The organism is Streptomyces sp. NPDC050610 (assembly GCF_040654875.1).
Lineage (GTDB): Bacteria > Actinomycetota > Actinomycetes > Streptomycetales > Streptomycetaceae > Streptomyces.
In genome coordinates this window covers 1-24,195 of record NZ_JBFAIV010000061.1, presented here as the reverse complement: position 1 = coordinate 24,195, position 24,195 = coordinate 1, and the positions used below count along the sequence as shown (strand labels likewise).

The following is a 24,195-nucleotide window of genomic DNA, read 5'->3' as shown; positions in this document are numbered from 1 at the left end:
AGCACAGCCCGCTGACTTTCCAACCCGCTCACGCCAGACCAACGAACCACCGAGCGGAAAGCCACGAGTTAAAGATCTGCACGCCCTTACGGCCGGAGATCCACTTCACCCAGATCTTCAGGTTGTTGAGCTGGACAGTGCTGTCCGGGCTGGCGCTGCCGCCGAGCCGCGCTCCGGTCGTGGTGGTGGCCGACACGGTCACGGACCGGGGGCTGATGCGCGTGATCTTGAACTGCTTGAACCCGAACTTGCGGCTGCTGACCTTGATGGTCTTGGGTGCCGACACCTTGGTCGTGCACCGCCCGTCGTAGCAGGGACCGTGGCCGGCGGCAGACGCCACCGGTGTCATCAGGCCGCCCCCCAGTGTGCCCGCCAACGTCAGTGCCACGGCAGTCGTCGCGGCTCGTCGGCGCATACCCGTGCTCATCATGGACCTCCTGTTTCGGGGGGAATTCCCGCCCGGCATTTCTAGTCCGCCGGGCGCGGCCGCAGCAGGAGGTTTGAGTCATGTGGCAGAAAAAGGGTTCCGGGCGGCTGGGGAAAATCGGAGGGCCCTCGAACGGCGGCAGCCCTCGCGGCCGCAGCAGCGCCATGGTGTCCGCGGCGGCCCGGTGCCGCGCTTCGTCCGCCTCTTCGCCGGCGTTTGCCACCTCGTCGAGGAGGGCCGGGCGGCTTGGAGCACGCCGATCTGCACGGGGACGGTCCGCAGGGCCGCCGGCGCGGCTGTTACCACCTCCGCCGGGCCACCGCGGCGGAGGACGGCAGGAATGCGGAGACGCCGCGTCCGAAGGCGCGATGATGAGTCTCACAGGCTGTCGCCCTCGCCCGCCAGTTCGTCGCGGAGGCCGGGCGGATGCGGAATGTAACCGCGCACCGAATCGATACGCAGCTGACCTGTGACTCGGAACAGCTGTGGGGTTTCGGAGCAGCGAGAACACCCCGGTTCCATGCGAGGCCGCAGCACGCTGCCAGTGGCTCGGTGATCGACTCCGCCCAGTTGCGCGAGTGGAGGGGCTCAGCGCAGCCGTCGCGCACGCAGCACCAGGTCGTCGGTGTGGTGCGCGCCGGCGCCGCCGTCGGGTGCTATCCGTGGCCGCTGCTCGTCCACCTCGACCTCCCAGTCGTCGTCGAGTAGCGCGGCGACCGTCGAGGGCCAGACGTAGTCAGCCGGGTCGAATCCGCTGTTGTGCGCCTGCTGGGTGTCGATCCCCGCGTGGTGTACGAGCAGCAGCACGCCGCCGGGCGCGACGGCTGCGAGTAGTGCTCGCTCGGCTGCGGCGTCGGGGGTGCGCAGCAGGGCCGGGTACTGCGCGGAGACCAGGTCGAAGGAGGCCGACGGGAGAGCCGCCTCCGTCAGTGCGGCGTGTATCCAGTGAACGGCGGCGCTAGCGTCCCGCGCGTGTCCGGCCGCCCGCTCCAGTGCCACGCCCGAGACCTCGAGCGCGGTCACGTCCCAGCCGCCGCGCGCGAGCCAGACGGCGTCCGCGCCCTCGCCGCAGCCGACGTCGAGCACCCGCCCGGGGGTGAGCTCGGCGATCTCGGCCACGAGTGCACCGTTGGGCTGGCCGCTCCACAGTTGTTGTCGGTCGGCGTACCGGTTGTCCCACTCCGCTCGCACCGCGGGGTCTCCGACGTATCCATCGCCAGACGAAGGAATGTCGGACGCGGGCGATCCCGCTGAGATGTTGTCGGTCAACGGCCCACCGTCGCCTATCGCGTCCCGGCCACGCGAATTGTGTTGCCGGTCCGGCAACACGGCGTCCAAGGGTCGAGGAGAGCCTGTGCCAGACCCTCGTGACATGGACCGGAGCGGCGTAGACGCCATCGACAGCAAGGACACCGCACCAGACTGGCGGGCCCCTCAGCTTTCGGCCGCTGGCCTCTGGAGCGTCAACGCCGATGACGTGTCGCCGCCCGTTGAGGTGATCTCCGACCGGGTGGCGGTCACGGCGGTGCAGCCGTCGCCAGGCTCGTGACCGTGACCGACCTGAACAGCCCCGATCCCGCCGAGGACTCCCAGGGCGGGCCGGGACGAACGACCGGCCCCGGCCGCGTCCGCTTCCCGCTCGTACGGTGGGTGCTCGCCCCGCGCACGACGCGGCAGGCGCGGCGCCTGGCCGCCGACTGCGGGGAGGGGACGGACGCCCGGACCGCGTGGGTGATGGCACGCCTGGCCCGTCATCCGGAAGAGCACGCCTACGCCATGGTCCACCTGGACGGCGAACGCCGGGCGGGGGACTGAGCCGAGCCCAGGTGCCGGCCTCCGGCTCGGGGAACTCCGGACGTCCGGCTCGCTCGCCGGGCATGACCTCGCCGGCGGTGGACCACGGGGCACGGGCGAGGAAGTACCGGGCGAGCCCCCCGGCGCAGATGAACATCCCCAGCCGAAGACCGGCATGAAGACGTTCGCATCGCTGCGCGGAGAGCTGCAGGCGACGCCCTGCTTGGCGGTGAGCAGTCACGGGGACCGCCCACCGGCGGCAGATAACCGACGGCTCACCGTTGAGGCGGTGTACCGCTTCCCGAGGCCCTGAGGAGGTGCTGCCCAGGTCTTCGACGCGGAGCGGCGGTGCTCAGGCCGCAGGGGTGTTGAGGACGTACTCGCGGGAGGCGTGGACCTCGTCGCGCAGGACGGGCAGGTCGACGTCGAGGACCTGGCCGTTCCACTTGCGGGGCTGCCCGTTGATGAGGACGGCGCTGATGTTGCGGGCGTCGGAGCCGAGCACGGTGGTGCCCACCGCGTCGTTGAGCGGCATGTTGTTGAGGTCCTCGGCCTGGATGACCAGCAGGTCGGCCTTCTTGCCCGCGGTGAGCGAGCCAGTGACGCCGACCAGGCCGTTGGTGCGGGCGCCCTGGAGGGTGGCGAAGTCCAGGACGTCGTGGGTACTGATCCGGGCCGGCTGCTCGTCGGTGCCGTAGACGGCGTTGACGGCGCGCATCCGCTGGATGGCGTGCAGGGCCCGCATCTGCGTGAACATGTCGCTGACCAGCGCCACCTCCACGTCGATACTCAACCCGGGCCGCACACCGACGGCCAGGGCCTCGTCGATCGCGGGGATCGCGGTCTCCAGTCCGATCTGGGCATCCGAGGTCGGGGCCAGGGCGATCGTCGTGCCGCTGGCCCCGATCGCCTTCCACGCCTCGCCGGTGAGGCCGGTGGCGTGGATGAGGGTGAGGTCCGGGCCGAGGATGCCGTCCTTCGCCCAGTTCAGGATGGCCGCCGAGGAGGAAGTACCGAAGACGGCGTCGACGCTCACCCCGATGCCCAGGCCCTTGGCGGTGCGGGCGAGTTCGGGGCCGTAGGCGAGGGCGGGCCCGGCGATCTCGTCGGTGGCCAGGGCTGCCAGGCGCAGGGTCAGCAGCTGGTCGTCACCGGCGAAGTACGTGTCCTTGAGGCGGGCCAAGTCGCCGGGCCACTGCTTGTCCCAGTCGCCGAAGTGCGGGCCCATGGAGGCGTGCACCCCGCGGATGCCGGTGTCGATCAGCGCTTGTACGGCGGCGTCGGAGTGCTCGGGGGTGCGGGAGTTGTGGGAGAAGTCGAGCATGGTCGTGATGCCGCTGTCGATCGCCGTCAGCGCGGCCAGCTTGGTCCCGATGTACATGTCGTGCGGCCGGTAGACGGTGGCGTAGCCGGCGAGGGTCGACATCACGTAGGCGCCGAGGTCGTCGACGTCCGGCATGATCCAGCGCAGCTGCGTCTCCCAGGCATGTCGGTGGGTGTCGACGAAGCCGGGGATAGGATCGTGCCCGAAGCGTCGACGACCACCGCACCGTTCCGGTCCAGGCCGGTACCGATCGCGATGATCGTTTCACCCTCGACGAGCAGGTCGGTGCCATGCAGGACACCGAGGCCGGCGTCCATGGTGACGATGGTCGCCCCGGTGAACAGGATGCGCCGCTTCGGGTCGGCGGACCGCTGCTGAAGCTGTTCGAGCACGGCCGGGCTGGTGGTGTCGGAGAAAGACAAAGGGGAGGTCCTGTTCATCGGGCCATGGCCAAGGGCCCGGCCGGGTGGGCGATGAGCCCAGCCTTCGTTCGTCCGGCGACGGCAACCAGGCCCCCGTTTGCCCTGGTACAGCGGACCCAGGTTCGCCATCGCTATGACGAAGCCGCAGTCACCGACACACCACACGTTGCCGACCACTCCGGCGGTTACGTTGGGCTGACCTGGGCCTTGCGGCCGTGGCCGCTGGGGTGACCACCTGGCTGGAGGCTGGCGAGCAGGTGGCTTCCCTGGCGGCCGGCGTCCGGAACTTCCTCACCGGGGAGCAGCCGTGACCTCCGAAATGCGCAGCACTGGGCGCGGGCTCCCGGACGGAAAGAACGGGTGAGGCTCGGCACCGAGTTCGGATCGAGCGTTAGCTACGACTCGCGTCATGCCGACCTCAAGGTCAGCTGGCATCCGATTCGTCTGCAGCCGGACCGTACGGCCGCGACGGCCGCGTCTGGTCAGACCTGTTGGGTCCAGCAGCTCTAACCGGTGCCTGCTTGCCCTGTTTGCGGGCCCTCCCGGCGTACGAGGCCGACCAGCGCTTCCGTAGCCTGCAGAAGCAGGGCTGCGGGGCGTCCGTCGCCGAGTTCGACGGCGAGCGAGGCCCGCGCGAAGGCGGTGAGGTCGATGCTGCCGCTCCGTACCCGGAAGGTGCGCTTCGCCGCCTGGGTGTCGGCGCCGAGGTGGCGGCATCCGGCGTGCAGGCAATGCCCCTCGGCGGCCTGGCCAAGCCGTTTGCAGTCGGCGTTCCTCTTCTCGGTGCGCTGGTTCGGACAGCCGAAGTGCCCGCCGGTTTCCTTGACGGTGAGCCTCCCGCCGCCGGAGGTGATGTAGCAGCCGACGGCCACAGCCCCGGTGCCGCAGTGGGCGCAGCACACCAGCATCGCCCTCCGCAGCACCTTCTCGGCCCTCCTGGGGAACCAGCGGCTCAGACCGCGAGCTCCACCGACCACTGCGGCAAGACGGGACAAGCACAGCACGATCGTGATCGTCACCAAATCAGAACAGCGACCAGGGCATGCAGGACGGTCGCGACGGTGCCGCCGACGACCTGGCGCAGGTTGCGTCGCCCGAGCCCGATCGCTGAGTCCATCGCCTGGGAGAGGGCTGCGCCGAGCAGGCACAGGCCGGGTACAGCACCCGTGGTGAGAAACGGAATGACGGCGGCGAGCACGCAGAGCGGGACGGCTTTGGCCGCGTACATCCGTGCGTAGAAAAGAGCCCCGACGCCTTCGGCGCCCTCCTTGACGAGCGCTGAGGGCTGGAGCGTGGCGAGTACCACGAAGAAGACACCGCCCATGGCGAGAGTCGCGTTCAAGACGAAGAGAATGCTCACGGCCCAAGTCTGCAGTTGTCGTTCATGCAGTTCGCCCGGCCGGAGTCGAACTCGCTGCAGGGCCGATACCGGCAGTGACTCGGGGACCGCCCAAGGTGATCATTCCGCGACTGGTTGTCGGTGGGGCCTGCTTTCATGGGTTGGTTGCGCGGGGAGGCGCACCGGACCGGAGGGGATCAGCACATGCCTTGGGTACGAGAGCACGAGCGTGGCGGCACGAGGGTGCGGGGCTACTCCCGGTGGGCGCCAGGAGCCCGGCGGGAGATGTCCATCCTGGCGGCGTTCGCACTGGCGGTCGTCGTGATCGGCGGTATCCCAGGCACCGGCAGCGGCGGATCGGGGAAGACGCCCAGACCCGAGAAGTCCACCGGTGCTTACCCGGTCAAGTTGCCGGGCTGGAAGGCTCCGGCGCCGCGGCCGCGGCCGACGCCGCACTATCCGATCAAGTGGGATCGAGGCTGAACAGCAGGCGACAGGGCGCCACTCGGTCCCCGGCCGTACAGCGCTGCAGGCACCCGGGGCGGTCCCCCGAGGTGGTTCTGGAGCGCCGGCCGGGCAGAAGATGCCGCGGGGCGCGAAGTGCCAGGCGGGGTCGAGGACCGGCGCAGCGCGTGTGGCCGCCCGCGACGACGAGCAGGTTCCCCGGGTCCGGCCCGCGGCGAGCAACGACGCCGCATACCGGGCTCCCCTTGGCCGGCCGGGCGGCGGCCAGAAGCCGCAACGCCTGCTCGACATGTTCCTGACCGGGGTGGGTCAGCACACGGACGAGGCGGTCGAAGACGCTCCGACGCTCCGGTACTGCCAGAACCACAAGTGAACGCCGGCGGAATCCGTCCGGCGGGGTGGGCGGCCGGATGGGGCACCGGTTGAGCGGTTCAGGCGGCGGTGGGGTGTCCGGCGGCCTTGCCGGTGGTGTCCCGTCGCATGGCGGTCAGGCCCAGATCCGCCATGCGGGGCGCGAAGGTGACGTCGAGTTCGTGGGACGGGTGGATCAGGCCCCGCTCGTAGGTCTCTGTCAGCCAGACCGTGCAGAGGGCGGGGAAGGCGGGGTTGACCCCGATCTCTCCTTTGGGGAGGAAACCGTTGAACGGCGTCGCGATCTGGTGGTGGTTCCAGTAGGTCCAGGCCCGAAGGGCCTTGGCCTGCTCGAAGACGAGGTAGAGCTGCGGATAGCGCTGGAGCAAGCTCATCTCGCGGAAGAGCGTCTGCCCCAGCAGGGACGGCGCGGTCCGGACGAGGCTGTCGAAGTCCTGGTCGCGGAAGGTGAAGGTGGCGGCGTCCTGATCGGGGTTGAGGGCCAGAGTGGTGAGCAGGTGGGAGAGGCGGTCTCGGGTGTACGGGGCTGCTCCGGGGGCGAGAGAGCGTTCGATACCGGCGATCACGTCGTGCAGGCGCTGGTGTCCGGGATGGAAGCGGGACAGGTCGAACAGCTTGTCCATGCCGCGGACGGCGGAGAACGCCAGGCGCTTGTAGAGGCGGTTGTTCATCTCGCCGGCCTGTGCGCACGCCGTCGTCTCGGTGCTGGCGGAGTGGAGCATCAGGTATTCCGACAGCACCTCGAAGTACACGTAGCCGAGGAACGGCAGGTCCGGGACGGTGGCGGCGAGCCGGTCCACGAACGTGTCCGGCGTCGTCCGGCGTCCGGAGGCGTTCGCCAGGGCCAGGTCCAGGAACGGGGCGGCTTCGCGGATCTGGTGCAGCGTTCTTCCGCGCAGCTGGAGGTCCTCGGTCTCGGTGAGGAAGTTGCGGTGATCGAGGTAGGTGTTCAGGTGGACGCGGCCGAGCCGGAGGTAGTCGATGCCTTTGGCCGGGGCCGGGGTGGTGGGCGTGATCTCGATCATCAGGGTCTGGGTGTGCGGCTTGGTCTCCAGCAGGTAGGCGCCGAGGTTGTGCGGGCGTAAGCCGGCGGGGGTCTCGGTCAGCGGCGTGCAGTACAGCGCGGCGAGCAGGCATCCGGAGGAGGCGTAGAGCTGGCCGCTGGCGCGGATGGCGTCCAGGGCCGTCGTGGTGTGCAGCAGGCGGATCGGCCGACCGCTGGTGAGCGTCTGGGTCATGGCGTTGTGGGCGAGCAGGTGGCCGCCGGGGGTCTCGTGCTGGAGCCGGCGGCGCCAGTCGTCCTCGCTCTCGGCGCACCCGGCCGGGGCGGGGCGGGTGCAGGGTTGGGTGTGATCGGTGTGGGCGTCGTCGAGGTCGGTGTCCACGGGAGATCTCCTACTGGTCGGATGGGCGAGAAGCGTCGGGCGCCGGCGAGAGCGTGCCGGGGTGGGCTTCGTCGTGGCGGCCGGCTCGCTGCGCACGACGAAGCGAAGGCGCCGGTGCTGTGCCGGAAGCCGCATCCGGGCCGGGCAGCACCGCTGAGGCGGCAGCAGGTGCGGGAGTCGGCCGCCTTGGAGGATGTCGACGGGGCCGGCCTGGGGTTTGCCGGCAGGCGCGCTGGCGCTCGTTCGGGTGCCCCCGGTCTCGCCGGCCCGGGCAGGGGTTCCGGGCGTGGGAAGCTGGGGCGGCATCGGAATTCGTCGGACGGTCGCCCGTAATCCACCCGAGCGTCACCGGATGCATCGGCCGGCGGCCGGTGCTGGGAGGCGAGTTCATGCGGGCAGACGCGGCTGGTCCGGGTGCGGTCGGTCATGGCGTTCTTCACACGGATGGGTACGGAGCAGGCGTGAAGCTGGGTGTGGCGATCCTGACGATGGGCACCCGGCCCAAGGAGCTGGCGGAGCTGCTGGCCTCGGTCCGTGCGCAGACGGCTGAGGCCGCGCGGACGGTGGTGGTGGCCAACGGGTGTGCGATGCCCGAGGTGCCGCCGTGGGTCGAGGCGGTGCAGCTGGAAGAGAACCGGGGAGTGACCGGCGGCCGCAACGCCGCCCTGGCGCACCTGGGGGACATGGACCTGGTGCTGGACCTGGACGACGACGGACTGCTGGTCTCCGACGACGTCTTCGCCACGATCACCGCCCTGTACGAGGCCGACGAGGGCCTGGGCATTGTCGGGTTTCGCATCGCGGATGAGACCGGGCTGACCCAGCGCCGCCACGTGCCCCGGCTGCGGGCCGGCGATCCGATGCGCGGCGGCCTGGTGACCGGCTTCCTCGGGGGAGCCCATGTCCTGTCCGTGAAGATGCTGCGGGAGGTCGGCCCCTGGCCGGAGGCGTTCTTCTTCGCGCACGAGGAGACCGACCTGGCCTGGCGGGCGATCGACGCGGGCTGGCAGGTGCGCTACGCGCCGCAGCTGCTGCTTCAGCACCCGCGTACCTCCCCGGCCCGGCACGCGTTCTTCTACCAGGTCAACGCCCGCAACCGGGTCTACCTGGCACGCCGTCACCTGCCCGCGGTGCTCGTCCCGGTCTACCTGGGGGTGTGGGTGGCCTTGACGCTGGCCCGCACCCGTACGCTCGTCGGGCTGCGGGCCTGGTTCGCAGGTTTCGCCGAGGGCTGGCGCACCGAGTGCGGGCACCGGAAGCCGATGCGCTGGCGCACCGTGTTCCAGTTGGCCCGCCTCGGCCGCCCCCCGGTGATCTGACTCCCTCACTGCAGGGCCGAGGCCTTGGTGCGCAGCCACGCCGGAATCGCCTGCGGGGTCCGCTGCAGCCACTCCAGGTAGCGGCTCACCCCGTCCTCGATGCCTACGCGCGGTACCCATTGCAGCACCTGGTGCATGCGGGTGGTGTCGGCGCAGGCTCCGAGCGGATCGCCCGGCGGCCTCGGGGTCTCGATGATCCGCGCACCGGGATGGTGGCGGCGTACGAGGTCGGCGATCTGCCGGATGGAGGTGGCGCGGCCGGTGCCGACGTTGAGCGTCGTCCGGTGGGCGCGCGCGGTCACGGCCGACAGCAAGGTCGCGTCCGCGATGTCGTCGACGTGCACGAAGTCCCGGACCTGGCGGCCGCCGCCGTTGAGATGCAGCGGCAGGCCGAGCGCGGCCCGCATCGCGAACCAGGCCACCACCCAGCTGTGGCTGTTCTCCTTGACCACCTGCGGCTGTCCGTAGACGGAGAAGTACCGCACGATCGCGTACGAGTCGTAACCGCCGCTCAGGACCAGGGCACTCTGGTGCTCGCCCCACAGTTTGGTGTTGGCGTAGACCGAGCCGGGGGTGAGCGCGTCCTCTTCGCTGAACCGGGCCCCCGCGTTCGCCGAGCCGTGGCCGAGGCCGTAGACGCTGGCCGAGGAGACGAAGATCAGCCGTCTCAGGGTGCCGCTGTGCCGGGCCGCGGCATCCAGCACGGTCTGGGTCCCGCGGATATTGGCCTCCAGCGCCGCCGACGGATTGCGGGTGCACTCCGCGACGTCGGCCAGCGCCGCGGCGTGGATGACGTAGTCGCTGCGCGAGACCAGGTCGTCCATCAGCGCGGCGTCGGTGATGTCGCCGGCGACGACGTCCGGGTCGCCGGGCGAGATACCGAACACGCGGGAGTAGACGCGACTGCCGTAGGCGTCCAGTCGGCCCACGGCCAGCGGCTTGGCGCCCAGCGCGCGGAGCCTGTGCACGATGCGGCTGCCGACCAGCCCGAAGCCTCCGCTCACCATGACGGTGGCGCCGGACAGAGCAGCGAAGCGATCCCTGGTGTTCACGCGAGGGCCAGCCCTTCTCGACGGCGCCCCGCGGATGCGCGGCGTCACGCCGTCGAGGACACCACCGGAACACGCCGTGCCCCAGGGGACGACTGTGTGGCCGATGTGTGCCCGCCGTCGGCGGAGCCTCCTCAAGCCCGCCCCGGTACGGGATGGTGGACAGGCAGCGTCGGTAGGCGAGGGGGCGACATGGAACTGGACCGTCACCCGCTGGCACACCTGCGCCGCGATCACCACTGGTCGATGAACGACCTCGCCCACCTGCTCCGGGACCAGGCCCGCAGGCGCGGCCTGCGCAGCGGCATCGACCGCAACCGGATCTGGCTCTGGGAGACCGGCACCATCACACCGAACCAGGAGAGCCAGTCCCTGCTGGCCGACGTCCTCGACGTCCCCGCCGCCGCGCTCGAACAGCTCCCGTGGCCCCACTGGCTGCCCGCCTTCGACCAGCCCGCCCCGTTCACCCCCGCAGGAAGCCGGGCCGCCCTGAGAGAGGTGCAGAACACCCGCATGGACCGACGATCCTTCCTGGTACTCAGCAGCAGCACCCTCATCACCGTCGCCGCCGACTGGGCCCGCATCGAACCACGCCACCTCTCCCAAGCCCTCGACGGACACCACCTCGACGAAGAACTCCTGACGTGGCTGGAACAGCGCTCCGGCGAACTGCGCGCCCTCGCCGCCGGACCCAACCCGCAGGTATCCCCCCTCATCGACGCCCACCTGCACACCGCCATCGACCTGATCACCCAGGATTGCTACACCCCGGCAGCAGGACGCCGCCTCCACACCGTGACCGCCGACCTAGTAGGACTCCGTTAGGTCTTCCTGTCTGGGCTGTTCGGGTGCATGTTGGGTTCGTGGACATGCGGCAAGTGGAGAGTCTGCGGGTGGGGTTGGCGGAGTTCGTGGCGGATGTGTTCGCCTCGGTGCCGCGGAAGGACCAGCGTGCCAAGGGGGACTGCTATCTGCGGGGGCTGATGCTGGACGGGCGCCGGAAGTCGGTCCAGGCGATGGCCGGGCGGCTGGCGGACGGCGACGAGCAGAACCTGCAGCAGTTCGTGAACCAGTCGACCTGGGACCCGGTGCCGGTACGGCGGCGGATCGCGGAGCGGATGCTCCCGCTGATAGGAGCGGAGGCGTGGGCGGTCGATGATGTGTCCTTCCCCAAGGACGGCCGGATGTCGGTCGCCGTGGCCCACCAGTACTGCGGTGCGCTGGGCAAGCAGGCCAACTGCCAGGTCGCGGTGAGCGTCCACGCGGTCACCGACACCGCGTCCTGCCCGCTGCAGTGGCGGCTGTTCCTGGGGCAGGAATGGGCCGAGGATGCCGTGCGGCGGCAGCGGACCAGGGTGCCCGAGGAGTGCGGGCACCGGGAGAAGTGGCTGCTTGCCCTGGACATCCTGGACGAGCTGGCCGGCTGGGGGATGCGGCCGCCACTGGTGGTGGCCGACGCCGGCTACGGACAGAACGCCGCCTTCCGGGCCGGCCTGACCAGCCGGGGGACCGCCTACGTCGTGGCCGTGCGCAGTGACACCACCGTCCGGCCGGGCGCCGCCGTGCCGCACACGCCGTCCTGGTCGGGCAACGGCCGCAAACCGGTGCCCCGCTACCGGCACCCGCCGACCGCCGTCGCCGGGCTCGTTGCCGCCGCCGGCCGGGACGCCTTCACCGAGGTGACCTGGCGTCCCGGCTCCCGTACGGCGTTGCGCTCCGGTTTCCTGGCGCTGCGGGTGCGGCCCGCCGGGGTGAAGGTCCGCCGCCTGGTGCAGGGCGCGGCCATCGCGCGAAGCGGCGGCTGGGATGGCGTGCTGCCCGAGATGTGGCTGCTGGCAGAGTGGCCCGACGGTGCCGCGGAGCCCACCGGATACTGGCTTTCCAGCCTGCCCGAGGACACCCCGACCGCCGAACTGGTCCGCCTGGCGAAGATCCGCTGGCGGATCGAGCACGACTACCGGGAACTCAAGCATGGCCTGGGGCTGGACCACTTCGAAGGCCGGTCCTGGCCCGGCTGGCACCACCACGTCACCCTCGTGACCGCCGCCCACGCCTTCCTCACTGAACAGCGGCTCTCCCCAAAAGCCCCCACACCGGCCTCACCCTCTACCAGATCCTCGACGCCCTCCAGGACCTGCTGAACTGCTGGACCGGCCGGTGCACCACCTGCCACCGTCCCCTCTCAACAACCCGACACCACCACAGACCATCAAGATCCAGACAGACCTAACGGAGTCCTACTAGCCCACTGCGCCGCATGGCTGCGCTTCGACGCCGACCGGCACGCCGACGCCCAACGCCACTGGCAAGCCGCCGTCCACGCCGCCCACCAGGCCGGCGACCGCGACCTCGCCGCCGTCGCCCTCTCCGACCTCGCCTACCAGGCCACCTGGCTGGCCCGGCCCGCCGACGCCATCCGCGTCCTGGACCACGCCCACTCCCGCACCCGGACGGCGGCCGCCCGCGCCCTGCTCGACGTCCGCCGCGCACGAGCCTGCGCCGTACTCCAGGACCGCCATGCAACCCAGCGCGCCCTGACGTCCGCCGAGAACGAACTGGACAGGACCCGCCCCCACGACACACCCCCCGTTATCTCCTGGATGTCGATCGCGGACCTCAACGCCGACGCCGGACGCTGCTGGCTCGACCTCGGCGATCCCCACCGCGCCGGCACCGCCATCGACACCGGACTAGGCGAACTCGACCCACGCCGCTCCCGCACCAAAGCGGTCTTCCTGACCTACCGGGCCGAAGGAGCGCTCCACCACCGCGACGCAACCGCCGCCGCGGCCGACGCCCGCGCCGCCTTCGACACTGCCCTCGACTCCGGGGCCATGCGCTGCATCGACCTCGCCTCCGCACTCATCCGCCGCCTGGACCACCGGACCGAACAGCCGATGACTGAACTGCGCGAGTACGCCCGGCAACGACTCGCCGGATGACCCGACTAACCGGGCTCGCTGAGTACTACCTCGGCGACACCGAGTCAGGCGCGGACGCCCCGTGCGGTCTACGCGGGACGGCCTTCAGCACCTGGTCGACCCGGGTCATGGCCTGGGTGGGGACGGAGCCGCGGCATGTCGCGTTGTCGAGCGCGCGGCGTGGAGTTGCTGGATGTTCGCGGCGGCCGCGGTGCAGGGACGGGGGCTCCGATCGCCATGGACGTAGCGGTGGGGGCGGGGACTGTTCACGGCTGATGAAAAACGGCTCGCGGTCAGCAACGAGCTCGGTGATCTGGTGGTTGTCGCCGAGCTCGCGTACGGCTTTGACGGGGCGGCGGGGCGTCTGAGGAGGACTTCCAGGGCGATTCAGCTTGCAGGCTCCGGCGTTCCTGCTGACACGGGTGGGCCTCCCGACCCTGAACCGAGGGACCCACCCGTTCTTCCGTCAAAGCGGCCTGCCCGAGTTTGGCTACTGCAGAAGAATCTTCATTCGCCGTGCGATATCCGCCGCCTTCAGGCGGACCTGATCACCGTTCAACAGATCCGGCACCTCGGCGTCAGCTGAATCGTAATCATGCGCAACATAGAAGAGATCCGTCGCAGCCTGATAGTGCTCGGGGGATGGGTACGGGCCGCCATACCCCTTATACAGGGGAAGGCAGACGAGAGAGAATTCTGAAGGGGACATTCTCCCTTCAGAAACAGCCTTCGCGAGCACGAAGAAGGGCTCCAATGTGGCCATCTGAAGTTTTCCTTTCATAGTCAGCTCCTGCCGCCCGGCCCCGCTGAACGGCTCACAGCGGCAACCGCTTGCGGGGCGCCGGGACGCCGTGGCCGTCGAGGAAGCACGGTCCGCTCGTCTGCACGGTATGCAGTGCCCCGGCGGCTGGGCCTGCGGTGTTCAGCCGTGCACGAGGCACCGGGGGCTGTTGTCGAGTCGGGGCCCTGCCACCGGTCGTCGGGCAAGCCTGGGTGACCGGCGGTGGGTGGTGTGGTTCGGGCCTGTCTGCGCGGAGGCCTATGCGAGGTCGAGGATTCCCTCTGTGGAAAAGTCTCCGATTTCCATGTCGTCAATGAGTGTTGCCCAGAATCCGTCCTGGACGAGGGCCGGCGGGTCGATGTGCCGAATGAGCTGATCTACGTCTGCTGCAGCAGCTGCGATCTCACTCGCATCGCTATCTGAGCTATAGAAAGGGAAACGCTCTGAAAATTTCTTCACGGTTTCCGTGAAAGCGGGGAGCGATGAGTTCATCAGATGTACCCGACCTGCACCTGGAACGTACTGGACCACTTCACCTGTTGCCGTATCGAGCAAGGTGCTTCCGAGAACTCCGTTTGAGCCGAACTTAACGAAGCGCCCAGACTCCATGTCCGAGACTATCGTCAGCGCCTCGTCGGCCTCGTACCTGTATCCGACCATCTCGGCTGGGACGTCAATTGTCAGACCCGGGCCCACCCAATTTGGGTCCTCAGTGCTTGACCCATGGATCTGCACCATGGAAAAGATCGGCCAGCGTTCGTCAGTTGTGTCTACCATTGGTTCTCCTGGCTCCCCTCTCGGAGGTGGCGCTTCACCTGCTGAGTAAAGTTCCCCCTGACTCCCGTTAAACACAAAACTTACTGCCTTCCGGAGTTCTGTGATTCTCAGCGAGCCACCCGACACTTTCAGTGTCACTTGCACTCGCCTTCCTGGATTTCCGGCAGTGGTAGAATCCGCAAAACTATTCTACAGGGGAGGTAGTGGTTTCGATGCGCGGAATGGTCGTGGAACTTGTCTTTTATCTCGTCATACTCGCGGTGGCAGCCGCGTGTGCTTTCGGTGTGGTTCGGATGAATGTGGGCTGGGTGCGGCTGAGGCGGGAGGGGATGCGTGCCAACGGGGTGCTGGTGGGTGTTCTCGGGAGCCAGCAGGGGATCAGGCCCGTGGTGAGATTCGAGGATTACCACGGCAGACTGCACGAGATTACAGGCGCCTCGACCACGAGCCGCATCCTGAACCCCGGTGACACGATGGGCGTTCTGTACCTTCCCCGGAACCCATCAAGAGCGGAGGTACTTCCACTGCGCGGCCGCGTCGGCGGCACCATCTTCTCTCTGATCGCTTTTCCAGTGCTGTCTCTCACTGCGATCTGGATGCTCAAGGAAGCGCTTTTCGTTGCGGGGAAAATCCTAGGATAACGGCAGCCAGTGGACAAAGCGAAGTCGCTGGTGAAGACCAGCCCGCCGTGGGAAAGATCGCCTTCTGCGTAGCGTTGGGCCAGCGGGCGAACAGGGCTTCCGCGGTCATGGGGGCTGTTGATGGCGAGCAGGGCCGGTCCAGGCAGGCGCGGCATCCTCTCGTTCGGTGACAGACGTTCTGTTACCTCAGCCGCCCTGCCTGACAGTGCCGGTCGTGGTGCTGGACTGCTTGCTCGGGGAAGGCACGGGCCATCCAGTCCGCTGGGGCGCCGACCTGGTGCAGTGTTGCGATCTGCCGGTCGTAGTCGTGCCCTTCGGGGCTGGCGTGGACGCGCAGGTAGATGGGGTCGTCGTTGCCGGTGGCGTCGCCGTCGAAGTAGAAGTCGCAGGTGCGGTTCCACTGGTAGGGGTGTCCGGTTCGGCGCAGCGGCAGAATCGGTGGGCCATGTGAACCGGCAGGCCCCAGCGTGGGTGGCACAGTCGCTGCAGGAGCTGGTCGCGCCAGCGGGCTCGAGGATGTGCGGTGCGGGCGTCGACCTTCCAGCTGTCACCGTCGTCCCAGCACTGGATCCGGTAGAAGGCGGTGACGGTGTGGAAGAGCGCGATACGCCGGAGCAGCCCGCTGCCCACCGCGGCCCGCCTGGCCCGTGAGCCTTCTAGACTGAGATAGGTGCTGAGGTAGCCGGATTCCACGCCGTCGAGTTGTGGAGCCGTCCACAGTGGCCGCAGGCCGTTTTCGTCGCACCAGCGCCGGTGCCGGCGCTCGATGTCCGCCCAGCCCTCCGTCAGCCCCTTGGGCAGGGCGAGTACGAGCGTGGCTGTTGGCCCAGTGCCTTTCACCATGTACAGGTGCAGATGCCGATCGTCGGCCTCGATACCGCTCATCCGCAGGCCGGCGATCCCGTGTGGATCGTCGCCGCCTCCTGTTGCGGGAGCCGCGGGCAGCAGCCGGCTCAGACAGTGCTCGGGGAAGGAGCACCGCTTGCGGCCCATGTAGGCGTCGAGGTACAGCGCGAGGGACGTGTCGGCGCTGCTCAGCGAGGTGATGCCGAAGGGGTGCGCGCACAGGTCCGGGGAGGTTCCCAGTTGCTCGAGGACGAGGCTCTCCAGCCGTGCCTGCGCCGGCGAGGCCGCGGGCGCCGGGTGGCTGGTGCGAAGGCCGGTGCGGCGCGACTGCCCACTGCACTCGGACCAGTAGCGGAGTTTGCGGGATTCCCACGAGGAATGGTCGCTCACGGCAGTGCCTTTCTGACGCGACTCTGCCCGATCCCGGTACGTCAATGAACACTGACGAGATGCTGTGTGTAATCCCGATGGGGTGCAGGCCGGTGCAACGCCACGCTCCTTGCGTCCCGGTACGCCGGATCGGGCGGCGGTCAGAACGTGGCCCGCCTCAGGCCACCGCCCATCATCCACCGGTGACCGAGCCATGTCGGGCGACACCGCCACGGTTCACGCGGACGGATGCGTGTCTGGAGCACTGAGGGGGCAGCTGAGGGGGAGGACGCGATCGGTCAGCTGCCCGGCGAGGTGAGTGTCGGTGAGGTGGGCGTCGGTGAGCCAGTCCGCTGCGGCCAACTGGTCGACCATGTCCTGCAGTTCACCGGCGTCGGCCGGAACCCAGGTGGCGAGGGCGTTCAGGGCGACGCCGCGGCCGTCGGGCCCGAGGCGCCCCGAGGCGTCGGTCTGGGTGGCCAGGGTCAGGGCGAGCAGCCGGGTGCCGGCGGTGGCCTTGGTCTTGCGGAGCTTCTTGTCCGAAATGACCTTCTGAGCCCACCCGGAGAGTTTGGTCCGCATCTTCTTGCCGAACGCGAACGGGCCCGCCCCGTCCGCGCGGGGTGCCAGGGAAGGGACGGCGATCGGGGTGGCGTTCTCCGGCCGGGAGGCGAGCAGGTCGCCGGCGGTGCGCGGAAGTTCCAGCCAGCCGCAGCCGGTCAGCTTCCCGACCAGGTCCTCCGGGTCGCTCAGGCCCAGCGCGGTGAGGTCCTGGCCGACGAGGTTGCCGGTGCCGGTGTGTGCGGTGCGCAGGGTCAGCATCAGCACCAGCAGCCGTGCTTCCGGTCCGGGCAGCGGGGTGCGGCCGGTCACGTGCGCGAGGACAGAGCGCGCGTGCTCCCACTGCGCCGGGACGGTCAGCAGCCGGGGCACTGCCGGCCCGTCGTCGGTGCTGACGCCGGTGCGCTGCTGGTGCTGGAGGCGGGCGGCGGCAGCGGCCTGCTCGGCGCGCCGGGCCTCCAGCCGCAGGCTCATGATGCCGCTGACGTCGGCCCAGGTGGTGAAGGCCCGCGCCTTGCGCTCCTGGAGGTCGGCGAGCAGCGCCAGGTCGGGCTCGTCGCGCTGCTGGTAGGCGCGGAAGAGGTCACCGAGTTCGATGAGTTCGTCCCGCAAGGCGACGGGCCGCAGGCTGTGTGGAATGACCCGCTGGGCGATCTTCGCCTGTGGCGGGCGGCGCCGAACGGGTGCCGAGCGGGGGGCCGGGACCGGGCCGGCGGCGACCTGGCGGTCGGAGAACCGCGGCACGCCATCGCCGGGGGCGGCGGGGGCCGGACGGTCCGCGGCCTTGGGGGCCGGGGAGGTGGCGGCGGTCTTGGCTCCGGGGGTGGCGGCCGCGCACCGGGAGCAGCACTCCACCGCCTGCCACCAGCGTCCTTCCCGGTCGGTGGTCACGGCCAGGACGACGGGACCGCCGCACCGCCAGGGTTCCGCGCGCACGTTGCGGCCGGTGTCGGGGAGATGGGTGTGGCAGCCCTCGGCCCTGCACGCGCAGTACGCCCCGGCTCTGGGGGCGGGGGCCGCGCGCAGGTGGGCCTTGAGATGGGCGATGGCGGCGGCACGGCCGGCGGCCGCGGAGGCATGGCGCGTCTCGGCGCAGGCGGGGCGGCTGCACGAGACGCGTACCGCCGCACTGCCCCGGCCGGCGGCGTCCAGCCGCACCGTCCAACGGCGCCCGGGCACCCGTTCGTCCAGCTCGCTCACCGCGGCCTGCGTCATCCCGGCCTGCCTCCTGTCCGTGTCATGCGATGCTCACCGTGTCTTCCCGCTGCGCCGGGCGGCGTGCGGGCGGCCGAGGCAACCGTATGCGGCACACGGGCGACGGCAGGTGAACGCGGGCTGTTTCGGAGCGTGTGGCCGGCGAAGCAGCCTGCTCAGGACGGGCGCGCCCGGGAGGGCGTGGAGTCCAGGGAGCCGAGGAACTGACCGAAGGTGATTTCCTCGTCGCCGTACTCGAAGGTCATGGCGGCGGCGAGGGCCTCCCACCGTCCCGTGCTGCGCCCGCAGCGGTCCAGCAGGATCGGCAGGGCGACGTCGGGTTCGTGGCGGGCGAGGATCTCCTCGGCGGGGATCTGACGCAGGTGATCCCGGGTGCGGTAGCGGGACTTCACGACGGTGCGGTAGACCTCGGAGCGGGAGAGGATCTCACCGGTGGCGGGGGAGTCGAGCCAGGACTGCAGGACGGCTGCGGGGGCGGGGTGCTTGCCGAGTTCGTCGTCGTCCAGCAGCCGCACCACACCGTCGTCCTCGTCTTCGGGGGCCGGGACGGCGGCCGCCGTGGCCAGGAACCAGTCGGGGCCGCCGGCCTTCTCGGCGATCCAGGCGAGTTCGGCGGGGTGCAGTCCGTTCAGGACGTCCGTGACGGCGGTGCGCGGGGTGTGCGGGTTGGCGGCGAGGGCCTGGACCCGGAGGTGCTCGGAGTGGCGTTCCAGGAGCCGGGCCGGACGGTCGTGGTCGGGATCGATGTTGTCGATGATGCGGGTCAGAGTCCGGTTCGGCGTGGGGGAGACAACGGCCGGCTGATCCAGTCGGGCGACCTGGGCACAGGCCCCGGCGAGGTGATCGGGGTGGGCACTGATGAGGGCCAGGTCCTCGGCGAGGCGGAGGACACGGCCGTCGAACTCGTGGCCGCCCTCCTGCTTGTCGGCCCAGCTGAGCAGCTGGCCGCGGGTGACGAGCGCGTCGACGGCCGCGTGCAGCTGGCCGGCGGCGAGGCCGGCCAAGCGCGGGTTGTTGTGGACGCGGCGGGCGATGTGGTGCAGGGTCCGGCGGGCCGCCACCTGCGGATTGGGCAGCTCGGCTAGCTCGGGCAGGCACAAAGCCGGAAGGCAGGCGAGCAGCAGCTCCTCGCTGAGAGCGGGCACCGGGCCGACGGAAGGTTCCGCGCTATCCGGGCCGGCGGCGCGGAGCCGAGCATCCTCGACGGCCTGCGTCTCGGCCTGGTCCAGCAGCAGGTGCTGGACCGCCGCCCCGAGCACGGGGTGCGCGGTGAGCTGCGCCCACTGCTGGGGACACCGGGCCAGCATCGCCCACCCAGCGCGGCCTCCCAGCTCCAGCGACCAGTCCGCCGAGAACGCGGACACGGCCTCCCAGCCCTCTTCGGGTTCCGGGTGAAGCAGGTACGCGGCGAGCGGCGTGAGGCAGGCTTCCAGGACGGCGTCGAACAATTCCGGCGGCACGGGCGGGGCCGGCGCGGCGCCCTTGGTGCGGGTGTAGCGGTCGGGATCCCAGTCCCGGACGACCTCCTCCACCTCATGGTCGGGGAGGCTGGGCAGGAGCGCGATCGCCGCCTCGACCTGGCCGGGGTGCCGTGCCAGGGCGGAGATCAGCCCGGCCCAGACCCGGCGGTGCCGCAGGACGGCGGGCACATCGGCGGTGGTCACCGTGCCCGCGGCGGCCAAGGCGGCCAGCGTCTTCTCGTCGGCGTGCATCAGGAGTCGGCCGCGTAGCCGCTTGGCCGATGTCCGGGCCAGCAGCACGGGCAGTGCGGCCGTGAGTGCTTCCTCCCGCCACCGGTCGGCCTGGGAGTCGAAGCCGTTCGGAGTCGTCGCCGGAGTGCACAGGGTCTCGATCACCGTCTTGAGGGCTTCCTTGGGGAGGTCCTCGCTCATCGCGAGCTCCCGCCACAGCGGGTACGTACGGGCGTTGACCATCCTCGAAAACCCTCCGACACCTGATCCGGCGTCACTGCCTGATCGCGTGGAACGACCGTACGGCGCACCCGGGCCCGAGCGGGCGCGATCCACGAAGTCGCCTCTCAAGAAAAAACGGGTCAGGGGCTGCACAGGTCCAGGGCAGAAAAAACTGCCTGGTCGACCCGGGTCATGGCCTGGGCGAAAAACGGAGCCGAGGCTTCGGCCGAACCACCCGAGACCGGGCTGGGTTTCCTGTGCAGCCGGGCCGCAACCACCGGCTGCACAGGAAACCCAGCCCGAGACGACCGCGAGGCCGTCGCCTACAGCGCCAGCCGGCGGCGGCCGGATGGGGAGCGGCTGTCGTCTCGGGTGACGGGTCGAGCGACTGAGTTGAGCGGTCAGCGACTGAGCACTGTGGTCTCCTCAGCTCGGTCGCTGTTGAAAATGCCTGGTGAAAGGCTCTTTCGAGGACGGAAAGCGACTGAAGCGACTGAAGGTCCGTATCTATGACGCGCACGCGCGCCCGCCAATGTCTTCATAATTCCGAACTCCAGTCGCTTCAGTCGCTGGCGACGTAACACCACCGCTCTGACCTGCAACTTTCGTCGCCACCGAGGGGAGCGACTGAAGCGCACGAGTCGCTCCTCGCCGGTGCTCAGGCCTCTTGGCCGCTCTCACGGGGAGGGACTGAACGGCCCAGAGCCTGGCGCCGTCCTGCTTCAGCCGCTCGGTCGCGCCGCGCCTTGCCGGGGATGGCGGCAGTTCTGGCGGCAGGCCTCCCGTGGCAGCGACTCAGCGCCCAACAAGGATTCTTCCAGCTCAGGTACTTGCCACAGCAGTGCGAGCGACCGAAGCGACCGAAGCCCCGAGATCCGCGGGCAAGAACTCCGGGCGTTTGCGCAGTCGTTTCGGGGAGCCGGTCGCTTCAGTCGCTGACGGTCCGGCCGAGCACGGGTCAAAGGTGCACCGCGCGCTGCTGCGCGCGGGTCAACGCCACGCGCGAAAGATTCCTGCGCGCGGGTAGATCCTCGGTTAGCCTGTGATCGCCCCACTTGGGAACTTGAGTCGCTTCAGTCGCTGGAGACCGTACCCTAACTGCCCTGACCTGCTGACTTGTAGTCATGTCCCCGAGTACTGAAGCCCGAACCGATCAGTCGAAGGCCCCGCCATCCCCCTGCCGCTCCTGCGTCCCGAGATGCTGACCGTCGCCCAGTGGTGTGCGGCGGCCGGCTGGCCGGTGCACCCGCTCAGCCCGGGCCGCAAGACGCCGGCGGGCAACTGCCGCGACTGCGCCGGGAGCGGACACAGCCCCCGCGAGTGCCCGTGCCTGCCCGCCGGACGTTGGTGTCACGGCTTCCACTGCGCGACCCTCAACCTCGACCGGCTGTGCAGCTGGTGGGGCCGGCATCCCGACTTCGGCGTGGGCGTCGCCTGCGGCCCCGCGGGCCTGGTCGTCATCGACGTCGACGCGCACCCGGGGCCGGTGCCCGCGCGCGAGCGGCTGCTGCCCGGCATCGCCATCCACGACACCGTCGACCTCACCGGCCTCGGCACCGGCTTCCACACCCTGGCGCTCCTGGCCGCGCTGCGCGGCGCCGCCGACCCCGCCGTGGACGAGTCGACTCTGCGGGTGCGCACCCCTTCGGGCGGCCTACACATCTGGTACCGGGCGGGCGCCGGGCGCAGCTGGCTGTGCTCGGCCGGCTCCCGGACGGACCGGGCCCTGGCCTGGCAGGTCGACGTCCGCGGCACCGGCGGCTACATCGTCGCTCCCGGCACCGCCACCTCGGCCGGCGTCTACACCCCGGTCGGCCCCTGCCGCACGCCCGCTGCGCTGCCCGAGTGGCTGGCCCGGGAACTCACCCGCACCGGCCACCTCGACCGCCCCGCCCCACCGGCCGCAGCACCGCGGTCCACGGTGACGCCGCCCCGGGCCCGCCAGGCGGTGCTGGCCGCCGGCGGCGGCCGCAAACCCGCCGCCCGGGTCCTGGAGAACGTCCTCGCCGAGGTGGCCGCCTGCGCGGCCCAGCCCGAAGGCGCGGGCTTCTCCGACAAACTCAACCGCGCCGCCTTCACCGCCGGCGGCCTGGTCGCCGGCGGCCTCCTGTCCGAAGCCGCCGCCCAGGAGGCGCTGCTGGCCGTCGCCGACCACGCCCGGCCCCACCAGCACCGCCGCGCCACGCAGATCATCCGCAGCGGTCTGACGGCCGGCGCCCGCCGCCCGCTCTACCCGGGAGACCGCCCGTGAACGCCGCAGCCGCCTTCGACCCCGCCGCGGCCGCCCAGCAGATCCTCGCCCAGCCCCCCCCGTGCCGCTCCCCGCCCAGACCAAAAGCCCGCGGCCGCACGCCCCCTACCGCACGACCGAGGCCGGGCTGCTGCCCGACTCGCTCACCGACCGGGGCCTGGCCAAGTCCTTCGCCCACCTCTATGCGGGCGACTACCGGCACGTCAACGGCCTGGGCTGGTACAAGTGGACCGGCTGCCGGTGGGAGCCCGACGACCACGACACCGTCGTATGGGCCGCCGGCGACATGGCCGAGTCCCTCGCCCGCACCGACCCCAGCGGCGAGCACACCGACGCCGAACTGCGCCGCGAACGCCGCCGCGCGATGTCCACCTTCGGCATCAAAGCCATGCTCCTGCAGGCCAAATCCGCCCACGGCATGCTGCTGGACGCCGACCCTTACGCCCTGTGCACCCCCAGTGGCATCGTCGACCTGCGCTCCGGGCGCATCAACACCCCGGATCCGTACCGCGACTTCCACTCCCGCTCGACCTCCGCCGCCCCCCGGCAGATGCCCACCCCCCCGCTGGGACCGCTTCCTGCAGGACACCTTCGGCACCGACGCCGAAGGCCGCCAGATGATCGACTTCCTGCACCTGCTGCTGGGCTACTCCATCACCGGCGACGTCGGCGCCCAGATCCTGGCCTTCCTCTACGGCATGGGCAAGAACGGCAAGAGCGTCCTGCTGGACGTCCTGGTCAAACTGCTCGGCGACTACGCCGACGCCGCGCCGCCCGGCTTCCTGATGGCCAAGCCCTTCGAAGGCCACCCCACCGACCTCGCCGAGCTCCACGGCCGGCGCGTCATCGTCTGCTCCGAACTCAAGGCCGGCGACCGCTTCGACGAAGCCCGCGTCAAACTGCTGACGGGCGGCGACATCATCAAGGCCCGCCGCATGCGCCAGGACTTCTTCTCCTTCGTCCCCACCCACAAGCTCTTCCTCCCGGGCAACCACCGCCCCGAAGTCGGCACCGGCGGTTTCGCGTTCTGGCGCCGCATGCGCCTGCTGCCCTTCGAACGCGTCGTGCCCGACGCCCGCAAGGTCGACAACCTCGCCGACATCCTCGTCACCGAAGAAGGGCCCGGCATCCTGGCCTGGCTGGTCACCGGAGCCGGCCGCTACCTTGGAGGCGAGAAAGACCTCACCGGCCCCGAGCGCGTGCGCGTCGCCACCACCGCCTACGCGGAGACCGAGGACCACATGGGACGCTTCATGAGCGAATCCTGCAAGGTCGAACCCGGTCTGCGCGCCGAGCAGAAACACCTCTACCTCGCCTACACCCGCTGGTGCGCAGGCGAAGGAGCCAGCCCCGTCTCCTCCCGCGCCTTCGCCGCACGCGTCCGCGAAACCATCGGCATCAGCTCGCCCAAGGACATGGCCACCTCCAACTCCAAGAAGTACTACCCAGGACTCGGCCTCATCGCCGACATCGCCGAGGAGCGTGCGTGAGCGCCCTGATCGACCCCGAGGACCTCACCCACGAAGCCGAACTCGTGTGGCTCGAGGACACCGCCCCTCTCGACTACGTCCGCCAGACCCTCGACCGCGTCACCGGACGCAACCGCAAACCCACCTACCACCGCCACGGCCGCCTCGTCGGCTACGCCGTCCTGGGCCCCGGCGCCAAACCTTCCCGCGCCTCCGGCACCTACCTGCGCCGCGTCTTCTGGCTCGCCCCCCACGACCGCGACGAGCAGCCCGACGGCCTCTACGCGAGCGGAGCCCCCTCCGAAGCCGTCGACCCCCGCACCCTCGAACCCCGCGTCAAGGGCTACAAGACCGAACGCTCCGAAGGCGGCCCTGCCTCCGACGCCATGCGTGAAATGGGCATAACTCTCCCCAAAGCGTGACGGAACCACTCCTCGCCGATAGGGCTTGCCATGTTTTCAGAGGCCGTATTCATATCGCTCATCGAGCTTGCGGATCGAACGGGGGTCTGGTTCGTGTGATCTGTGGGAGGTCGGTGCATGAGGACAGGGTCTC

Annotated in this window: 23 protein-coding genes and 2 pseudogenes; 12 read left to right on the top strand and 13 right to left on the bottom strand. The window is 70.1% G+C overall.

Features of this window, described 5'->3' with window-relative positions; translation table 11 throughout:
- Positions 1–28 precede the first annotated feature (28 nt).
- Positions 29–427 carry a hypothetical protein gene (locus tag AB0I22_RS38135; protein WP_363135624.1) on the bottom strand — a complete coding sequence of 133 codons (399 nt, stop codon included), beginning with the start codon at positions 425–427 and terminating at the stop codon, positions 29–31.
- A gap of 588 nt (positions 428–1,015) precedes the next feature.
- Positions 1,016–1,696, bottom strand: coding sequence for a class I SAM-dependent methyltransferase (locus tag AB0I22_RS38130; RefSeq protein ID WP_363135623.1), 681 nt, complete (start codon positions 1,694–1,696; stop codon positions 1,016–1,018).
- Positions 1,697–1,799: 103 nt separating this feature from the next.
- Between AB0I22_RS38130 and AB0I22_RS38125 the strand changes: the two genes are divergently transcribed.
- Positions 1,800–1,976 (top strand): hypothetical protein, encoded by a 177-nt coding sequence (locus AB0I22_RS38125; RefSeq protein WP_363135622.1) that lies wholly within the window; start codon positions 1,800–1,802, stop codon positions 1,974–1,976.
- Between the two features lie 2 nt (positions 1,977–1,978).
- Complete coding sequence (locus AB0I22_RS38120; RefSeq protein WP_363135621.1) at positions 1,979–2,242, top strand: hypothetical protein; 264 nt, start codon at positions 1,979–1,981, stop codon at positions 2,240–2,242.
- Positions 2,243–2,573: 331 nt separating this feature from the next.
- On the opposite strand, the pseudogene AB0I22_RS38115 reads toward AB0I22_RS38120, so the two are convergent.
- The 3 genes and pseudogenes from AB0I22_RS38115 to AB0I22_RS38105 all read right to left on the bottom strand — a co-directional run bounded on the left by AB0I22_RS38115 (position 2,574) and on the right by AB0I22_RS38105 (position 5,327).
- Positions 2,574–3,967: pseudogene (locus AB0I22_RS38115) on the bottom strand (amidohydrolase family protein).
- A gap of 506 nt (positions 3,968–4,473) precedes the next feature.
- Complete coding sequence (locus tag AB0I22_RS38110; protein ID WP_363135620.1) at positions 4,474–4,890, bottom strand: DUF6420 family protein; 417 nt, start codon at positions 4,888–4,890, stop codon at positions 4,474–4,476.
- A gap of 92 nt (positions 4,891–4,982) precedes the next feature.
- Complete coding sequence (locus AB0I22_RS38105) at positions 4,983–5,327, bottom strand: hypothetical protein (RefSeq protein ID WP_363135619.1); 345 nt, start codon at positions 5,325–5,327, stop codon at positions 4,983–4,985.
- A 264-nt stretch (positions 5,328–5,591) separates the two neighbouring features.
- Here AB0I22_RS38105 and AB0I22_RS38100 point away from each other — a divergent pair, with 264 nt between their 5' ends.
- A complete protein-coding gene (locus AB0I22_RS38100; protein ID WP_363135618.1) occupies positions 5,592–5,789 on the top strand; it encodes a hypothetical protein in 198 nt (65 codons plus the stop codon).
- 151 nt (positions 5,790–5,940) lie between these two features.
- The gene (locus AB0I22_RS38095) at positions 5,941–6,144 is read left to right on the top strand and encodes a hypothetical protein (RefSeq protein WP_363135617.1); all 204 of its coding nucleotides are present in this window, start codon (positions 5,941–5,943) and stop codon (positions 6,142–6,144) included.
- Between the two features lie 58 nt (positions 6,145–6,202).
- Here the strand turns inward: AB0I22_RS38095 and AB0I22_RS38090 are convergent, their stop codons facing one another.
- Positions 6,203–7,528: a hypothetical protein gene (locus tag AB0I22_RS38090; protein ID WP_363135616.1), complete on the bottom strand. Its 1,326-nt coding sequence runs from the start codon at positions 7,526–7,528 to the stop codon at positions 6,203–6,205.
- Positions 7,529–8,016: 488 nt separating this feature from the next.
- Here AB0I22_RS38090 and AB0I22_RS38085 point away from each other — a divergent pair, with 488 nt between their 5' ends.
- The gene (locus tag AB0I22_RS38085; RefSeq protein ID WP_363135626.1) at positions 8,017–8,847 is read left to right on the top strand and encodes a glycosyltransferase family 2 protein; all 831 of its coding nucleotides are present in this window, start codon (positions 8,017–8,019) and stop codon (positions 8,845–8,847) included.
- Between the two features lie 5 nt (positions 8,848–8,852).
- Here AB0I22_RS38085 and AB0I22_RS38080 read toward each other — a convergent pair whose 3' ends face one another.
- Positions 8,853–9,899: an NAD-dependent epimerase/dehydratase family protein gene (locus tag AB0I22_RS38080; RefSeq protein WP_363135615.1), complete on the bottom strand. Its 1,047-nt coding sequence runs from the start codon at positions 9,897–9,899 to the stop codon at positions 8,853–8,855.
- Between the two features lie 189 nt (positions 9,900–10,088).
- Between AB0I22_RS38080 and AB0I22_RS38075 the strand changes: the two genes are divergently transcribed.
- Both AB0I22_RS38075 and AB0I22_RS38070 read left to right on the top strand, forming a co-directional pair.
- Positions 10,089–10,721, top strand: coding sequence for a helix-turn-helix transcriptional regulator (locus AB0I22_RS38075; protein WP_363135614.1), 633 nt, complete (start codon positions 10,089–10,091; stop codon positions 10,719–10,721).
- Positions 10,722–10,765: 44 nt separating this feature from the next.
- Positions 10,766–12,037 (top strand): IS701 family transposase, encoded by a 1,272-nt coding sequence (locus tag AB0I22_RS38070; RefSeq protein ID WP_363135625.1) that lies wholly within the window; start codon positions 10,766–10,768, stop codon positions 12,035–12,037.
- A 99-nt stretch (positions 12,038–12,136) separates the two neighbouring features.
- Here the strand turns inward: AB0I22_RS38070 and AB0I22_RS38065 are convergent, their stop codons facing one another.
- Positions 12,137–12,472 carry a hypothetical protein gene (locus AB0I22_RS38065; RefSeq protein ID WP_363135613.1) on the bottom strand — a complete coding sequence of 112 codons (336 nt, stop codon included), beginning with the start codon at positions 12,470–12,472 and terminating at the stop codon, positions 12,137–12,139.
- A 24-nt stretch (positions 12,473–12,496) separates the two neighbouring features.
- Here AB0I22_RS38065 and AB0I22_RS38060 point away from each other — a divergent pair, with 24 nt between their 5' ends.
- Complete coding sequence (locus AB0I22_RS38060) at positions 12,497–12,838, top strand: hypothetical protein (protein ID WP_363135611.1); 342 nt, start codon at positions 12,497–12,499, stop codon at positions 12,836–12,838.
- Between the two features lie 469 nt (positions 12,839–13,307).
- Here the strand turns inward: AB0I22_RS38060 and AB0I22_RS38055 are convergent, their stop codons facing one another.
- Both AB0I22_RS38055 and AB0I22_RS38050 read right to left on the bottom strand, forming a co-directional pair.
- The gene (locus AB0I22_RS38055) at positions 13,308–13,580 is read right to left on the bottom strand and encodes a hypothetical protein (RefSeq protein WP_363135610.1); all 273 of its coding nucleotides are present in this window, start codon (positions 13,578–13,580) and stop codon (positions 13,308–13,310) included.
- Positions 13,581–13,856: 276 nt separating this feature from the next.
- Positions 13,857–14,513 (bottom strand): SUKH-4 family immunity protein, encoded by a 657-nt coding sequence (locus tag AB0I22_RS38050; RefSeq protein ID WP_363135609.1) that lies wholly within the window; start codon positions 14,511–14,513, stop codon positions 13,857–13,859.
- Between the two features lie 83 nt (positions 14,514–14,596).
- Here AB0I22_RS38050 and AB0I22_RS38045 point away from each other — a divergent pair, with 83 nt between their 5' ends.
- Positions 14,597–15,016, top strand: a complete 420-nt coding sequence (locus AB0I22_RS38045) for a DUF3592 domain-containing protein (protein ID WP_363135608.1) — start codon at positions 14,597–14,599, stop codon at positions 15,014–15,016.
- Positions 15,017–15,202: 186 nt separating this feature from the next.
- On the opposite strand, the gene AB0I22_RS38040 is transcribed toward AB0I22_RS38045, so the two are convergent.
- From AB0I22_RS38040 to AB0I22_RS38030, 3 genes are all read right to left on the bottom strand, one after another.
- On the bottom strand, positions 15,203–16,252 hold the full coding sequence (locus AB0I22_RS38040) for a hypothetical protein (RefSeq protein WP_363135607.1): 1,050 nt from the start codon (positions 16,250–16,252) through the stop codon (positions 15,203–15,205).
- Positions 16,253–16,468: 216 nt separating this feature from the next.
- Positions 16,469–18,007 carry a hypothetical protein gene (locus tag AB0I22_RS38035; protein WP_363135606.1) on the bottom strand — a complete coding sequence of 513 codons (1,539 nt, stop codon included), beginning with the start codon at positions 18,005–18,007 and terminating at the stop codon, positions 16,469–16,471.
- 155 nt (positions 18,008–18,162) lie between these two features.
- On the bottom strand, positions 18,163–19,941 hold the full coding sequence (locus AB0I22_RS38030; RefSeq protein WP_363135605.1) for a hypothetical protein: 1,779 nt from the start codon (positions 19,939–19,941) through the stop codon (positions 18,163–18,165).
- A 1,177-nt stretch (positions 19,942–21,118) separates the two neighbouring features.
- On the opposite strand from AB0I22_RS38030, the gene AB0I22_RS38025 reads away from it, so the two are divergent.
- From AB0I22_RS38025 to AB0I22_RS38015, 3 genes and pseudogenes are all read left to right on the top strand, one after another.
- Positions 21,119–22,171: a bifunctional DNA primase/polymerase gene (locus AB0I22_RS38025; protein WP_363135604.1), complete on the top strand. Its 1,053-nt coding sequence runs from the start codon at positions 21,119–21,121 to the stop codon at positions 22,169–22,171.
- A pseudogene (locus AB0I22_RS38020) lies at positions 22,168–23,661 on the top strand (phage/plasmid primase, P4 family). Before AB0I22_RS38025 ends, AB0I22_RS38020 begins: the two are co-directional and overlap by 4 nt.
- Positions 23,658–24,062, top strand: coding sequence for a DUF6009 family protein (locus AB0I22_RS38015; protein ID WP_363135603.1), 405 nt, complete (start codon positions 23,658–23,660; stop codon positions 24,060–24,062). The pseudogene AB0I22_RS38020 and the gene AB0I22_RS38015 overlap by 4 nt, the downstream one beginning before the upstream one ends.
- Positions 24,063–24,195: the final 133 nt, after the last annotated feature.

Bases quoted from the DNA above. Each gene is read 5' to 3' on its own strand.
- AB0I22_RS38085 (WP_363135626.1), top strand. From the start codon at position 8,017: ATGGGCACCCGGCCCAAGGAGCTGGCGGAGCTGCTGGCCTCGGTCCGT.
- AB0I22_RS38045 (WP_363135608.1), top strand. From the start codon at position 14,597: ATGGTCGTGGAACTTGTCTTTTATCTCGTCATACTCGCGGTGGCAGCC.
- AB0I22_RS38125 (WP_363135622.1), top strand. From the start codon at position 1,800: ATGGACCGGAGCGGCGTAGACGCCATCGACAGCAAGGACACCGCACCA.
- AB0I22_RS38100 (WP_363135618.1), top strand. From the start codon at position 5,592: ATGTCCATCCTGGCGGCGTTCGCACTGGCGGTCGTCGTGATCGGCGGT.
- AB0I22_RS38135 (WP_363135624.1), bottom strand. From the start codon at position 427: ATGAGCACGGGTATGCGCCGACGAGCCGCGACGACTGCCGTGGCACTG.
- AB0I22_RS38060 (WP_363135611.1), top strand. From the start codon at position 12,497: ATGTCGATCGCGGACCTCAACGCCGACGCCGGACGCTGCTGGCTCGAC.
- AB0I22_RS38055 (WP_363135610.1), bottom strand. From the start codon at position 13,580: ATGGCCACATTGGAGCCCTTCTTCGTGCTCGCGAAGGCTGTTTCTGAA.
- AB0I22_RS38075 (WP_363135614.1), top strand. From the start codon at position 10,089: ATGGAACTGGACCGTCACCCGCTGGCACACCTGCGCCGCGATCACCAC.
- AB0I22_RS38035 (WP_363135606.1), bottom strand. From the start codon at position 18,007: ATGACGCAGGCCGCGGTGAGCGAGCTGGACGAACGGGTGCCCGGGCGC.
- AB0I22_RS38070 (WP_363135625.1), top strand. From the start codon at position 10,766: ATGCGGCAAGTGGAGAGTCTGCGGGTGGGGTTGGCGGAGTTCGTGGCG.
- AB0I22_RS38030 (WP_363135605.1), bottom strand. From the start codon at position 19,941: ATGGTCAACGCCCGTACGTACCCGCTGTGGCGGGAGCTCGCGATGAGC.
- AB0I22_RS38025 (WP_363135604.1), top strand. From the start codon at position 21,119: ATGCTGACCGTCGCCCAGTGGTGTGCGGCGGCCGGCTGGCCGGTGCAC.